Origin of the sequence: Klebsiella oxytoca NBRC 105695 (genome assembly GCF_001598695.1) — a bacterium.
In the GTDB taxonomy this organism is placed as follows: domain Bacteria; phylum Pseudomonadota; class Gammaproteobacteria; order Enterobacterales; family Enterobacteriaceae; genus Klebsiella; species Klebsiella oxytoca.
In genome coordinates this window covers 152,836-165,983 of record NZ_BCZK01000010.1, presented here as the reverse complement: position 1 = coordinate 165,983, position 13,148 = coordinate 152,836, and the positions used below count along the sequence as shown (strand labels likewise).

General features: G+C 56.7%; 14 protein-coding genes. 11 read left to right on the top strand and 3 right to left on the bottom strand.

Features of this window, described 5'->3' with window-relative positions:
* Window positions 1–5: 5 nt before the first annotated feature.
* A complete protein-coding gene (locus KO1_RS18090; protein ID WP_004102319.1) occupies window positions 6–950 on the bottom strand; it encodes an L-lactate dehydrogenase in 945 nt (314 codons plus the stop codon).
* 144 nt (window positions 951–1,094) lie between these two features.
* Here KO1_RS18090 and KO1_RS18085 point away from each other — a divergent pair, with 144 nt between their 5' ends.
* Window positions 1,095–1,577: a GNAT family N-acetyltransferase gene (locus KO1_RS18085; protein WP_004113275.1), complete on the top strand. Its 483-nt coding sequence runs from the start codon at window positions 1,095–1,097 to the stop codon at window positions 1,575–1,577.
* Here KO1_RS18085 and ptrR read toward each other — a convergent pair.
* Window positions 1,531–2,409, bottom strand: coding sequence for a putrescine utilization regulator PtrR (ptrR, locus tag KO1_RS18080; RefSeq protein WP_004102317.1), 879 nt, complete (start codon window positions 2,407–2,409; stop codon window positions 1,531–1,533). The two genes, KO1_RS18085 and ptrR, sit on opposite strands and share 47 nt — an antisense overlap.
* 105 nt (window positions 2,410–2,514) lie before the next feature.
* Between ptrR and sad the strand changes: the two genes are divergently transcribed.
* From sad to KO1_RS18045, 7 genes are all read left to right on the top strand, one after another.
* Window positions 2,515–3,900, top strand: a complete 1,386-nt coding sequence (sad, locus tag KO1_RS18075; RefSeq protein WP_064407078.1) for a succinate-semialdehyde dehydrogenase — start codon at window positions 2,515–2,517, stop codon at window positions 3,898–3,900.
* 202 nt (window positions 3,901–4,102) lie between these two features.
* Window positions 4,103–5,029, top strand: a complete 927-nt coding sequence (gene glsB, locus KO1_RS18070; RefSeq protein WP_023329760.1) for a glutaminase B — start codon at window positions 4,103–4,105, stop codon at window positions 5,027–5,029.
* Window positions 5,029–5,403, top strand: a complete 375-nt coding sequence (locus KO1_RS18065) for a DUF4186 domain-containing protein (protein ID WP_004102313.1) — start codon at window positions 5,029–5,031, stop codon at window positions 5,401–5,403. The genes glsB and KO1_RS18065 overlap by 1 nt, the downstream gene beginning before the upstream one ends.
* Window positions 5,404–5,510: 107 nt before the next feature.
* Window positions 5,511–6,923: a GGDEF domain-containing protein gene (locus KO1_RS18060; RefSeq protein WP_016808766.1), complete on the top strand. Its 1,413-nt coding sequence runs from the start codon at window positions 5,511–5,513 to the stop codon at window positions 6,921–6,923.
* A gap of 91 nt (window positions 6,924–7,014) precedes the next feature.
* Window positions 7,015–7,542: a GNAT family N-acetyltransferase gene (locus KO1_RS18055; RefSeq protein WP_016808765.1), complete on the top strand. Its 528-nt coding sequence runs from the start codon at window positions 7,015–7,017 to the stop codon at window positions 7,540–7,542.
* Between the two features lie 292 nt (window positions 7,543–7,834).
* On the top strand, window positions 7,835–9,286 hold the full coding sequence (locus KO1_RS18050) for a tagaturonate reductase (protein ID WP_023329759.1): 1,452 nt from the start codon (window positions 7,835–7,837) through the stop codon (window positions 9,284–9,286).
* A 325-nt stretch (window positions 9,287–9,611) separates the two neighbouring features.
* Window positions 9,612–10,052, top strand: a complete 441-nt coding sequence (locus KO1_RS18045) for a GNAT family N-acetyltransferase (protein WP_004102305.1) — start codon at window positions 9,612–9,614, stop codon at window positions 10,050–10,052.
* A gap of 249 nt (window positions 10,053–10,301) precedes the next feature.
* Here KO1_RS18045 and tam read toward each other — a convergent pair whose 3' ends face one another.
* The gene (tam, locus tag KO1_RS18040) at window positions 10,302–11,054 is read right to left on the bottom strand and encodes a trans-aconitate 2-methyltransferase (protein WP_004102301.1); all 753 of its coding nucleotides are present in this window, start codon (window positions 11,052–11,054) and stop codon (window positions 10,302–10,304) included.
* A 183-nt stretch (window positions 11,055–11,237) separates the two neighbouring features.
* Between tam and KO1_RS18035 the strand changes: the two genes are divergently transcribed.
* From KO1_RS18035 to KO1_RS18025, 3 genes are all read left to right on the top strand, one after another.
* The gene (locus KO1_RS18035; protein WP_016808762.1) at window positions 11,238–12,044 is read left to right on the top strand and encodes an MBL fold metallo-hydrolase; all 807 of its coding nucleotides are present in this window, start codon (window positions 11,238–11,240) and stop codon (window positions 12,042–12,044) included.
* A gap of 234 nt (window positions 12,045–12,278) precedes the next feature.
* Window positions 12,279–12,698: a hypothetical protein gene (locus tag KO1_RS18030; RefSeq protein ID WP_004102297.1), complete on the top strand. Its 420-nt coding sequence runs from the start codon at window positions 12,279–12,281 to the stop codon at window positions 12,696–12,698.
* Between the two features lie 73 nt (window positions 12,699–12,771).
* Window positions 12,772–13,140, top strand: coding sequence for a copper-binding protein (locus tag KO1_RS18025; RefSeq protein WP_004113246.1), 369 nt, complete (start codon window positions 12,772–12,774; stop codon window positions 13,138–13,140).
* Window positions 13,141–13,148: the final 8 nt, after the last annotated feature.

Below are 13,148 nucleotides of genomic sequence, written 5' to 3'. Positions count from 1 at the left end.
GCGGGTTACGGTAGGCGGGCGATATTGGCTTTAATCACTTCCACAGAGCGGCGGAACTTCTCTGCTTCATCATCGGCCAGCTGCAGCTCAATGATCTGCTGTACGCCGCTTTGGGTAAGCACCGCGGGTACGCCTGCCGCCGCGCCGGTGATGCCGTATTCGCCATCCAGAATGCACGATACCGCCAGCGCACGATGGCTGCCGGTGAAAATATGGCGGCAGATTTCGGCGATAGTCCCGGCGACGCCGTATTCGGTGCAGCCTTTACCGGCGTAAATTTCAAATCCCAGCCTGCGCACCTTTTCCGCAATCCGCTCCCGGTCGAGAATTTGACCAGTATGCTTTTGGTACACATCGCCGATGGCGGCGCCGTAAACCGCTGAGTGCGACCAGACCGGAAACTGGGTGTCGCCATGCTCGCCGAGAATAAAGGCGTCGATGCTCTGCGCGCCGATATCCAGCTCCTGAGCCAGCACTCTGCGCAGGCGCGTGGTATCCAGCCAGACGCCGGTACCCAGCACCTGGCTGCGCGGCAGACCTGAAAGCCGCCATACCTGCCAGGTGATGATGTCGCAGGGGTTGGTGGCAATCAAAAAAATACCGTTGAAACCGCCGCTCATCATTTGCGGAATGAGGCTTTTTACAATTGTCGCCGTGTTGGTCAGTTCGTCCAGTCGAGTCTGGCCCGGTTTGAGCGCACCGCCGGAAACGGTGAGCACCGCAATATCAACATCGGCGCAGTCGCTGGCTTCCCGCGAGGAAATCGTCATCATCCCCGGCATGTAGGCCGCCGCATCGCTCAGGTCCTGGGCGTGCGCTTCGGCGCGGGCTTTATTCAGGTCCACGAGGATTAACTCCTCGCAAATATTCTGATTCAACAGGGCATAGGCCGCAGAGGCGCCGACGTTGCCTGCCCCGATAATCATGACCTTGCGCGCTTTGGTATTCATGGTTTGTTCCTGATAAATGTCGTCATGACGCAAAATTACTGCCACTTTAGGGGGAAGCGCAAGCGAGGTGTGAAGCGATAAGTTAATGCTATGGCCGCCTGCGAGACGCTCCGCGCTAAAGTATGGTCAAAAAGGAGCTTCTCTATGTACACAATCACCCCAACCCCGCAAAACCACCCGGATCTGATGGCCTTAATTGCCGAACTGGACGCGTATCAGCAGACGCTCTATCCGGCGGAGAGCAACCATTTGATCGACCTGAGCGCGTTACCGGCGGAGTCGGTTATTGCGCTTCTTATTCGCGATACGCAGCGCCACGCCGTCGGCTGCGGGGCGATCGTGCTCGGCGAAGAGGGGGTTGGCGAGATGAAAAGGGTGTTTATTCACCCGGCCCATCGCGGGCAGCAGCTGGGAGAACGACTGCTGGCCGCGCTGGAGGAAGAGGCGATAAATCGCGAATGCCATACCGTGCGCCTGGAAACGGGCATCCATCAGCACGCCGCCGTTGCGTTATATACGCGCAATGGCTACCAGACCCGCAGCGCCTTTGCGCCGTATCAGCCGGATCCGTTAAGCATCTTTATGGAGAAGATGCTGCTTGCCGATCTTCGTTCAGCAGCGCTATAAACGCGTCGAGCTGACGGGTTTTCGCCCCCCGCCGCCAGACCAGCCAGGTGGTCAGCCAGCGCCACTCTTCCGCCAGCGGCCAGGCAGAAACCTGCTGATGGCCCGGCATGCTCTCCAGCATACTGCGTGGGATCAGCGCCAGACCGGCGCCGGCAATGACGCAAGCCAGCATCCCGTGGTAGGACTCCATTTCATGGATGCGTCCCGGCGTGGCGCGATCGGCATGAAACCAGCTTTCAAAATGGCGGCGGTAGGAGCAGTTGGCGCGAAAAGCATAGACGCTGGCGCCATTCACTTCACTGGCGCGCGCAATGGGCGGGTGGCCAAAGGGCGCGACGATCATCATCTCTTCGGGAAATACCGGTAACCCCTCAAGCCCCGGATGCACCAGCGGGCCGTCAACAAACGCCGCGCTCAGGTTTCCCTCCAGGACGCCGTCGATCATAGTGCCGGAAGGGCCGGTGGAGAGGGCCAGATGAATTTTGGGGTAACGTTGATTAAAGTGCGCCAGGGTTGGTGAAATGCGCACGGCGGCGGTACTTTCCAGCGAGCCGAGGGAAAACAGCCCCTGAGGTTCATCTCCGGCGACCACCATTCTCGCCTCATCTACCAGGGCGAGGATCTGCTGGCTATAGCGTAAAAAGCTATGCCCGGCGGGCGACAGGCGCAGACGCTGGTTTTCGCGAATAAACAACTCTACGCCGAGATCCGCCTCCAGCTGGCGAATGCGCGTGGTCAGGTTCGACGGCACGCGATGCACCTTCTGCGCGGCCTGGGTAATGCTGCCGGTGCTGGCGACGGCGTTAAACATTTCAAGCTGGGTCAGGTCCATGGCATTCTTCTTTTGTGAACAGGTTGCTTAATATTATTCATTTTTAATGAAGGGTAGGGTAAGCCAGAATAAGGTCACTTCGCAATCAACACAGAGAGATTAACGATGAATGTATCTGCCACTCATGCGGTTTCCGTGAACCCGACCACAGGTGAAACCATATCGTCTCTGCCCTGGGCGAGCGAGCAAGAAGTCGATTCGGCCGTTGCCCTTGCGGAACAAGCTTATCGTCAGTGGCGCAACGTTAGCGTTGCGGAACGCGCGGCAGCGCTGCGTCATATCGGTAACGCGATGCGCGCGCGCGGCGAAGCGCTGGCGCAAATGATTAGCCTGGAGATGGGAAAACCGATCGCTCAGGCGCGCGGGGAAGTCGCGAAATCGGCAAATCTCTGCGACTGGTATGCCGAGCACGGACCGGCGATGCTCAAAACCGAAGCGACGCTGGTTGAAGATAATAAAGCGGTCATTGAGTACCGGCCGATGGGCGCTATCCTCGCCATCATGCCGTGGAATTTCCCGGTGTGGCAGGTGCTGCGCGGCGCGGTACCGATTCTGCTGGCGGGCAACAGCTATCTGCTTAAGCATGCGCCAAACGTACTGGGAAGCGCGGCGATGATCGGTGAAATCTTTGCCGCAGCCGGCGTTCCGGCCGGGGTGTTTGGCTGGGTGAATGCCACCAACGATAGCGTTTCGCAGATGATCAACGATTCGCGTATCGCCGCGGTGACCGTTACCGGCAGCGTGCGGGCCGGGAAGGCGATTGGCGCGCAGGCCGGCGCGGCGTTGAAAAAATGCGTCCTGGAGCTGGGCGGTTCGGATCCGTTTATCGTGCTCAACGATGCCGACCTCGACGAGGCGGTGAAAGCGGCGGTGATCGGCCGCTACCAGAACACCGGGCAGGTCTGCGCCGCGGCGAAGCGTTTTATCGTCGAGGCGGGCATTGCCGAGGCCTTTACGCAGAAATTTGTCGCCGCCGTCGCCGCGCTCAAAATGGGCGATCCGCGCGATGAACAAAACTACATCGGGCCGATGGCGCGTTTCGATCTGCGCGATGAGCTGCATGAGCAGGTGCGCGCGACCTTAAAAGAAGGAGCGACCCTGCTGCTGGGCGCGGAAAAAATCGCCGGCGCGGGCAACTACTATGCGCCGACGGTGCTGGGCAACGTCACCGCTGAGATGACCGGCTTCCGCCAGGAGCTGTTTGGCCCGGTGGCGACAATTACCGAAGCTCGCGATGCCGACCACGCGCTGGCGCTGGCGAACGATAGCGAGTTTGGCCTTTCTGCAACGGTATATACCACCAGCGAAGCACAGGCCCAACGCTTTGCCGATGAGCTGGAGTGCGGCGGCGTGTTTATTAACGGCTACTGCGCCAGCGATGCCCGCGTGGCGTTCGGCGGCGTGAAGAAAAGCGGATTTGGCCGCGAGCTCTCCCATTTTGGTCTGCATGAATTCTGCAACGTGCAGACCGTCTGGAGAGATCGCCGCTAGACTGCGGAAAAATCGCCGGGTTGCGGCTAACGCCTGACCCGGGCTACCGATTCGTGCGATTTGCCGGTTTGGTCGCCCTGACAGGCCCCGCTGACGAGCGACCCTTCACCCTGGCGATGCAGGAGCAACAAAGAGGCTGTTTCTTCGCGCCAGCTGCGCCTATAATTACCGCCCGAATTTTGATGTTGGCAAGGAGCCGCGCGTGGCGACGGTAATTAATAACGCAATGCTCGATGCCATTCTGGCTGAAGTCAGGCCGCTGATTGGCCGCGGTAAAGTGGCGGACTATATTCCTGCCCTGGCCAGGGTCAGCGGCGATAAGCTCGGCGTGGCAATCTGTACGGTGGACGGTCAGCACTACAGCGCCGGTGACGCCCACGAGCGTTTCTCGATTCAATCTATCTCCAAAGTCCTCAGTCTGGTGGTGGCGATGAACCACTATCAGGAAGAGGAGATCTGGCAGCGGGTGGGTAAAGATCCCTCCGGCCAGCCTTTTAATTCGCTGTTGCAGCTGGAAATTGAGCAAGGCAAACCGCGTAACCCGTTTATTAACGCCGGGGCGCTGGTGGTCTGCGATATGCTGCAAAGCCGTCTTAGCGCGCCCCGTCAGCGGATGCTGGAAATCGTGCGGCGCCTGAGCGGGGTGAGCGATATTGCCTACGATCCGGTGGTCGCCCGCTCGGAGTTCGATCATTCGGCGCGTAATGCCGCCATTGCCTGGCTAATGAAATCCTTCGGCAACTTTCACAACGATGTTGCCACGGTACTGCAAAACTATTTTCACTACTGTTCGCTGGAGATGAGCTGCGTAGAGCTGGCGCGTACCTTTCTGTTCCTTGCCGACCGGGGTATCGCCCCGCATCTTGCGACGCCGGTTATCGCGCCGATTCAGTCGCGGCAGGTCAACGCTTTGATGATGACCAGCGGCATGTACCAGAACGCCGGTGAGTTTGCCTGGCGCGTCGGTTTACCGGCGAAATCCGGCGTCGGCGGCGGGATTGTGGCCATCGTTCCGCAGGAGATGGCGATTGCGGTCTGGAGCCCCGAGCTCGATGACGCCGGGAACTCGCTGGCCGGGATCGCTTTACTGGAAAAACTGACGCAAAAACTGGGGAGGTCGGTATTCTGATGGTGCCCATAGAAAATCTGTTCGCCCGCCTGCAGCGCTCCACTTTTCGCTCCCGCTTTCGCCTCGGCGTAAAGGAACGGCAGTATTGCTATGATAAGGGGGCGGAAGTTATCGACCAGCACGCGGCGGATTTTATCGCCAGGCGCCTGGCTCCGGCGCAAATTCCTAACGATGGCAAACAGACTCCGATGCGCGGACACCCGGTATTCATCGCCCAGCACGCCACCGCGACCTGCTGTCGCGGCTGCCTGGAAAAGTGGCACGCTATCCCTCGGGGGCGGGGCCTCAGCGAGGCAGAACAGCGCTACGTGGTGCAGGTGATTCACCACTGGCTGGTGATCCAGATGAACTCGCCGGACCGCGGCAGAGCATAATTCATCGGGCGTCGGTATATGCCTGATAATTATTCTCATGATATGATGAACCGCTAACTAATTATTAACATAATAATTGCCTGAAACAATTAGACGGATAATCATGAATGTCTCCACTGTCGATTCGGTCATTCACGCTGTTTCGTGAGGAACAACCCGTGCGTGATGCGCTGGTGTTGTTCACTTTAACGCTACTCCTGCATTTCTTTGGCGCGATGCTGCGTCTGGTACAAGAACTGTCGTTTTTCTGGCCGCTGAATGCGGTAATGGCGGGGATTTTTGCGCGTTATATCTGGCTAAATCGCAGTTATTTTTACGCCATCTGTTTTGCCGCCATGCTGGTATATGACGGTTTAACCTCGCGCTGGGGGATGGGCTTCGCCTCCTTCCTGATCAACTTCTCCAATCTCGTTTTTATTGTCACTCTGGCGCAGCTCATTTTATGGGACAAGCGCCGGACGGACTCGATGCCGGGACCGATTAACGCGCTTAGCCTGTTTTGCTACTGCCTGCTGGCGGCGCTGCTCTGCGCCGCCGTGGGCGCGTTGGGGTCGGTAGATGTCGAGCGCGCAACGTTTATCCCGCAGCTGGCGGACTGGTTTAGCGAACAGTTCTCAACCGCCGTGCTGATCCTGCCGTTTATCTTGACCCTCACGCTCCCTTCGGCGTTCGGGCGTTTTCGCCTGCGCCAGCTGCTGCCGGCGATTGCGCTGGTGCTGTCGATTGTGCTCGGCGTAGCGGTTGGCGGCGCCGGGAGCATCACCTTCCCGTTACCGGCGCTGATCTGGTGCGCTATTCGCTACCCGCTGCCGCTGACCTGTCTGCTGACCTTTATTACCGGCATTAGCGAAATTCTGCTGGTGGCGAACTCGCTTATCCACCTTTCGCCCGATAGCCGGATGCAGCCGTGGCAGCTGTTTTCGACGCGTCTGGGGATCGCTGCGATGCTGATAAGCCCCGTTATCGTCGCTTCCAGCGTTGAGGCGATTAACAATCTGGTCAAACAGCTGGCCCTGCGTGCCGACTTTGACTTCCAGACTCGGGTCTATTCCCGCTCTGGGTTAAGCGAAGCGCTGAAGCGCCAGCCGATCGCGGAAAATACGCTGCTAACGGTGATGGTGCTGGATATCGACGGCTTCAAGCAGGTCAACGATCGCTGGGGACATGAATGCGGCGACTGTATGCTGGCCCAGTTTGCGCAGCAGGTGCGGCAGCTGGTGGGAGAAGAGGGCATGGTCGCGCGTATCGGCGGGGAAGAGTTTGCCGTCGCAGCGCTGACCTCATCCGGTCAGGAAGCGCAGCTGCTGGCAGAAAAAATTCGCCAGGGTATTGAAGCGCAAACCTTCACCTGGGGTCAGAGCAAAATCCAGCTGACCATCAGCATGGGGCTCGAGAGCCAGCCGCTTGGCGCCGCCAGAATTACGGATCTCTTCAACCAGCTGCTGATGGCTGCCGACGATTATATGATTCAGGCGAAAAATGCCGGGCGCAATCGTATTTTTACGCAAAAGATGGCCTGAATCCTACGATAAGAAAATACGATGATAGATTCACTTGTGTTAAATATAAGTTAAAAAATATAGTGATGTGGTCAATTTCAAGGAGTTACCGATGACCACATCCTTTTCTCTGCGCACGCTGTCGCGTGACGATATTCTCGAACATCTTCCTGAATTAACCGATATCCTCGTCAGCTGCGTCAACGGCGGGGCCTCGGTGAGCTTTATGCTGCCTTTCGCCCCTGAAACCGCGACGGCGTTCTGGCTGCGAATGGCGCAGAGCGTGGCAGCCGGGGAGCGGGTCGTCATCGCCGCGGCGGATGAGCAGCAGCGGCTCGTTGGTACGGTGCAGCTCATTATCGACCAGCCGGAAAACCAACCGCACCGCGCCGACGTCGCTAAACTTCTGGTTCACCAAAATGCGCGTCGCCTGGGTCTGGCGAATGCGCTGATGGCCAGGCTGGAAGCGATCGCGCGCGAGCAGGGCAAGAGCGTTCTGGTGCTGGATACGGCGACCGGCAGCGGAGCCGAGAATTTTTACGTGCAATGCGGTTGGGAAAAGGCCGGGGAAATTCCCCGCTATGCGCTGATGCCGGACGGCGAACTGACGGCGACATCGCTGTTCTATAAACTTTTGTAATCTCATCATATACTGCAACCTGCCTCATTCACACGCCCCGGCAGCTGAGTTGATAAGCCGCCGGGGCTTGTCTCCCTCGCCGCGTTACCCGGCCACGTCCTCGCTCCGACTATTGCCCGACTAAGCGCTGTACAAACGGTTCACCGTTTTGTCGTGCAGAGAGAAATATTTCGGCGACAAATTTGATATTGCATACAGCTTTGATCAAAACGGGGTTTCACCTGGCTAAAAACCTGATAACTTATTGGACCAATTACTCAGGTTGTATGACTACTCTATGAGGGAACCCATTGTGAAAACACTAAACCGTCGCGATTTCCCGGGCGCGCAGTACCCTGAACGTATCATTCAGTTTGGCGAAGGCAACTTCCTGCGCGCGTTTATCGACTGGCAGATCGATCTGCTGAACGAGCATACCGACCTGAATTCCGGCGTGGTGATCGTGCGTCCGATTGAGAGCGCATTCCCGCCGTCTCTCAGCACCCAGGACGGCCTCTATACCACGATTGTTCGCGGCCTGAATGAGAAGGGCGAAGCGGTGAGCGATGCGCGTCTGATTCGATCGGTAAATCGTGAAATCAGCGCCTATGCCGATTATGAGGAGCTGCTGCGTCTGGCGCATAATCCGGATATGCGCTTTGTGTTTTCCAATACCACTGAGGCCGGGATCAGCTACCACGCCGGCGACCGTTTTGACGATGCGCCAGCGGTAAGCTATCCGGCAAAATTGACTCGCCTGCTGTTTGAACGCTACAGCCACTTCTCCGGCGCGGCGGATAAAGGTTGGGTGATCATTCCCTGCGAGCTGATTGATTACAATGGCGAGGCGCTGCGTGAACTGGTGCTGCGCTATGCCCAGGAGTGGGCGCTGCCGGAAGCGTTTATCACCTGGCTGGATGAGGCGAACGCCTTCTGTTCTACACTCGTAGACCGTATCGTGACCGGCTATCCGCGTGATGAAGCCGCGCAGATTGAAAAACAGCTGGGGTATAAAGATGGTTTCCTCGATACCGCTGAACATTTCTACCTGTTTGTTATTCAGGGGCCGAAGTCCCTGGCCGCAGAGCTGCGTCTGGATAAGCTGCCGCTTAACGTCCTGATCGTGGACGATATTAAGCCGTATAAAGAGCGTAAAGTGGCGATTCTTAACGGCGCACATACCGCGCTGGTGCCGGTCGCCTTCCAGGCGGGTCTCGATACCGTTGGCGAGGCGATGAACGATAAGGAAATCTGCGCTTTCGTTGAGAAAGCGATTTACCAGGAGATCATTCCTGTTCTCGACCTGCCGCGCGATGAGCTGGAGTCCTTCGCCAGTGCGGTCACCGGCCGTTTCCGCAACCCGTATATTAAGCATCAGCTGTTGTCTATCGCGCTTAATGGCATGACCAAATATCGCACCCGCATTCTGCCGCAGCTGTTGGCGGCGCAGAAGAAAGAGGGCAAGCTCCCGTCGCGCCTGACCTTCGCACTGGCAGCGCTGATCGCGTTTTATCGCGGCGAACGTAACGGTGAGAGCTATCCGGTTCAGGATGATGCTGAATGGATGGAGCGCTACAAGGCGCTATGGGCCCAGCATCGGGATGCGCAAATCACCACCGGCGAGCTGGTAAAAGCCGTACTGTCCGTTGAATCCCACTGGGAGCAGGACCTGAGCAAAGTTTCAGGCCTGGTCGAGCAGGTGACGCAGGATCTGGATGCGATTCTGCGCGACGGCATGCGCGCCGCCGTTCAGCCGCTGTGCTGATATAGCGCAGGGCGCCGCCCGACGAGCAGATAAGGACGGATTATCGGCCAGATAAGCTGCCAGCCGCCGTCCGCTCGTCATCCGGGCGCAACGCCTGAGCAGAATTAGCATTAATTTCAACCCGGCCACCGCCGGGTTATTTTTGAACCTTAATTAGTTACAACATACTTTTAGTTTTTTCTTTCACGCAGGTCTGGCAGATCGTGCAAAATGGGTCCGGCAACAAAGGTGGGGCAATTAAGAGAAAAAGATGAATTGTGTGCCGGGCGCTTGAACTAATTATTGCACCGGAAAATAATGCCTTATCAAAACGAGGAGTCGGCCCATGGTCATTGAGATTCGCGAACCCGATCGGCAGGATAAAGCACAGTGGTTATCGCTTTGGCAGGGTTATACCCGTTTCTACGGTAGCCCGCAGCCAACGGAGGTCACAGAATACACCTGGCAGCGGATGCTCGATGCCGCTTCGCCGATGCTGGGTCGTTTCGCGGTGGTGGATGGCAATGTGGTGGGCTTTGCGATTTGTATCCTCCACGAAGGAACATGGGTTAAGACGCCCATTTGCTATCTGGAAGATCTGTTTGTCGCCCCGCAGATGCGCGGGCAAGGCATCGCCAGAACCTTAATACAGGCGCTGCAAACGGAAGGAAAAGAAAAAGGGTGGTCGCGCCTGTACTGGCACACTCGCACCGACAATCCGGCCCGGCGTCTGTATGATGAATTCACGCCAGCCGATGACTATGTTCGTTACCGCGTGACGCTCTGACAATCTGAGATTAAGAAGTTGTTAAGCTTTTCCCTGTAAAACAGGGGAAACGGCTCAGGAGAAACAAATATGGAAAAACGCATAGAAACGGTGGTGAATTTAATCATGTTTCTTTCGCTGTTGGCCACCGCGTGGGATCTCTCCCTGGTTCATCACCTTGCCTGGTAAATCAGACCCTACGGCGCCCGCTCCTGACGCCGTAGTATTCTCGTTCTGACTCCCTTTATTCCTTTACTTTCAGCCGCCGGGCTAACGGCGCGCGACGATAAACAGGCGCGGAAATAATAACAATACCTTTCCGTTACACTGTAACGGATAGTGCCGCTTCAACTCTTCCAGATAGCGCTTGAGAAACGCTTCGCGCTGTGGCTCATCAAGTGGCTGTAAAAATGGTCTCAGGCCCGTTGACTGCAGCCATTCGATAATGGCCTGATGCGATGCCAGCGGGTGATAGTAGGTGGTGCGCCAGATATCCACCTCGCAGCCGCAGGCAGTGAGCATATCATAATACTCCTGTACCTCTGGCAGCGGATGCCGTCCGCTGGCCGGGTGCCCAAGCTCTTCTGCAACCTGACGCATCAGGGTATGGGACGGCTCCTGCCAGTTAACGGGCATCTGCACCGCCAGTACGCCGTTTTCTGCAAGATTGCTCACCAGAAAAGGGAACAGCCGCTGATGATCCGGGAGCCATTGCAGCGAAGCATTGGCGTATATCAGATCCGCCGGACGCTCCGGGCGATAAGCGGCAATATCCGCATCAACGAACCCACAGTTCGGCAACCTTTGTGAGGCCTCTTCCAGCATTGCCGGGGAATTATCAATGCCGATAATCGTCGCGTCCGGCCAGGCATCTTGCAGCAGAGCGGTGCTGTTGCCTGGCCCGCAGCCTAAATCAACGGCCAGCGTCACGGGATGATGGGCAATGCGCGCAAGAAGCTCGGCGGCAGGCCGCGTTCGCTCAGCGCCAAATTGCAAATAGAGTGAGGGATTCCAGTCTGCCATAGTACGCTCCGGTTGCGAGAAACTCGTCCAACAGCATAGACGGCAATGCGCATCTGGCAAAGCAGCAAGTTCGGCTGAGCCATATTGTGACGTTGTCACTTCTGCATGTGCCGGGCGGGTCACGGTACTCCTGTAGACAACAGGCTAGAGTATGCGCGCAATTCTCTTGTCAATGGGTATGAAATGGCTTTAATCATTAAGATGTTACTTGAGAACCGGCTTGGTAAGGACAAGGATAAACTGTTGCAGGTGAAACCTGGGCTAAGCCTTGTTGTTGAGGATGAAACCTGCCGGGTTCTGTTTGATACCGGCCCTGACGGCAGCTTTTTGCATAATGCGCAGCGCATGGGGGTTTCTTTATCTAACCTGACCGCCACGGTACTTTCTCACGGTCATTATGACCACTGCGGCGGCGTGCCGTGGCTGCCGGACAATAGCCGTATTATTTGCCATCCGCAGGTCGGGCAAACGCGCTATTCGGCGTTATCGATCGGCGGGCATCGCGTAAAGGTCAAAAAGCTGTCGCGAGAGATCGACTATTCCCGCCACCGCATGGAATACAGTCGCCAGCCGTTGGCTATCAGCGAGCGGCTGATGTGGTCAGGTGAGATCGCGGTTGCCAGGCCGCGAGCTTATGGCGTGCTGGCGGGGCTATCCCCAGCGGAGGATTATATTGCCGATGAGGGCGTACTGATTTACCGCTCGACGCGAGGCTTAATCATTATTTGCGGCTGCGGACATCGCGGCTTGATCAATACCCTTCGCCACTGTCAGAAGGTTACCGGCGTCCAGCAGATATACGCCATCATCGGCGGACTTCATCTGCGCCGCGCGCCGCCGTGGAGAATACGCCAGATAAAGCAATTTTTGCACCAGCAGAAGGTGGAGAAAGTGATGGCCTGCCATTGTACCGGTTCGTGGGGACGCTGGTGGTTATCGGCGGATAGTGCCCCGGCGACCGGCGATACGTTAGTACTGGATCAGGGATGACGTGTACGGCTGCTGATTACATATAAATAACACTTTGGCTATTTATTAAATACATCGACGCCGCGCTATACACCTTCCCCCTGGGGGAAGGTCAAACGTTAATTTTGCGATGACGTGTAAATATTTATCGAGAAACTTCATTCTATTTAACTCGCGGTTTTAATTATGTAATAGCGTTTAATTCTTTGGGCGGGTGTGCTTTAATTCAGCGGTCGTCCTATTGCGAATATTACTATGATTCAGTCACTACAGGCATTATTCAAACAAGCCACCCGACGCCGGCTTCGCATCCGCGCCGGGCTTGTTATTGCCTGTTGGTTGCTACTCAATCTACAGCTTGCCGTCGCGGCGCACCACGGCGGCCAGCAGCAGCCGGTCACGCCGCAGGTGCAAATTCATCACATCGTTGATGGCATGATGACCATGTCCGGCATGGATAACGTCGGGCAGAAAGTCATCTGTGAGAAACACTGCGACCCCGACACTGCGCAACCTAATACCTCCACCTCTCTACAGCTGAATGCATTGCCCGCCGAAACCACCCTGCTGGTGGTTTCACCGCAGCAGGAGATTTGCGCTGAACGTATGGACTGGCACACGCCGCCGGTCACCGGTCCGCCGGCTGAAATACGTTTCTGCCGTTTCAGAGAATAACGCTCCGTTAAAAAACATCCATCAGAACTGCCCGTTCTGCGGGCGACTTTATGTTTTTTTCGGAGTATTAATTATGCGTTCGACCTCTATTTTTCTGCTTTTTACCAGCGTTCTGACCTTTTCTTTCACCGCATTTTCCGCCAGCGCGGAAGATGGCGCGATGCATCAGCATAATATGTCCGCGATGGCGGAAATGCCGGGGATGAATAAGCCCGAGAATACCGCCGCGCTTTATTCGGCAAGCGGGGTGATTAAAGCCTGGCGCGACGATGCAGTGGTGATTGCCCATTCTCCGGTTCCCGGGCTGAACTGGCCGGCGATGACGATGAGCTTTGCGCTCGATGGACATCAAGATAAAAAGCTGCCGGTGGGACAGCAGGTCGATTTCACCTTCCGCCAGACCGACTCCGGCTACGCGCTCGTTTCGATTACCGCGCAATAATTCCGGAG

Bases quoted from the DNA above. Each gene is read 5' to 3' on its own strand.
- KO1_RS18090 (WP_004102319.1), bottom strand. From the start codon at position 950: ATGAATACCAAAGCGCGCAAGGTCATGATTATCGGGGCAGGCAACGTC.
- KO1_RS18085 (WP_004113275.1), top strand. From the start codon at position 1,095: ATGTACACAATCACCCCAACCCCGCAAAACCACCCGGATCTGATGGCC.
- ptrR (WP_004102317.1), bottom strand. From the start codon at position 2,409: ATGGACCTGACCCAGCTTGAAATGTTTAACGCCGTCGCCAGCACCGGC.
- sad (WP_064407078.1), top strand. From the start codon at position 2,515: ATGAATGTATCTGCCACTCATGCGGTTTCCGTGAACCCGACCACAGGT.
- KO1_RS18065 (WP_004102313.1), top strand. From the start codon at position 5,029: ATGGTGCCCATAGAAAATCTGTTCGCCCGCCTGCAGCGCTCCACTTTT.
- KO1_RS18060 (WP_016808766.1), top strand. From the start codon at position 5,511: ATGTCTCCACTGTCGATTCGGTCATTCACGCTGTTTCGTGAGGAACAA.
- KO1_RS18055 (WP_016808765.1), top strand. From the start codon at position 7,015: ATGACCACATCCTTTTCTCTGCGCACGCTGTCGCGTGACGATATTCTC.
- KO1_RS18045 (WP_004102305.1), top strand. From the start codon at position 9,612: ATGGTCATTGAGATTCGCGAACCCGATCGGCAGGATAAAGCACAGTGG.
- tam (WP_004102301.1), bottom strand. From the start codon at position 11,054: ATGGCAGACTGGAATCCCTCACTCTATTTGCAATTTGGCGCTGAGCGA.
- KO1_RS18035 (WP_016808762.1), top strand. From the start codon at position 11,238: ATGGCTTTAATCATTAAGATGTTACTTGAGAACCGGCTTGGTAAGGAC.
- KO1_RS18030 (WP_004102297.1), top strand. From the start codon at position 12,279: ATGATTCAGTCACTACAGGCATTATTCAAACAAGCCACCCGACGCCGG.
- KO1_RS18025 (WP_004113246.1), top strand. From the start codon at position 12,772: ATGCGTTCGACCTCTATTTTTCTGCTTTTTACCAGCGTTCTGACCTTT.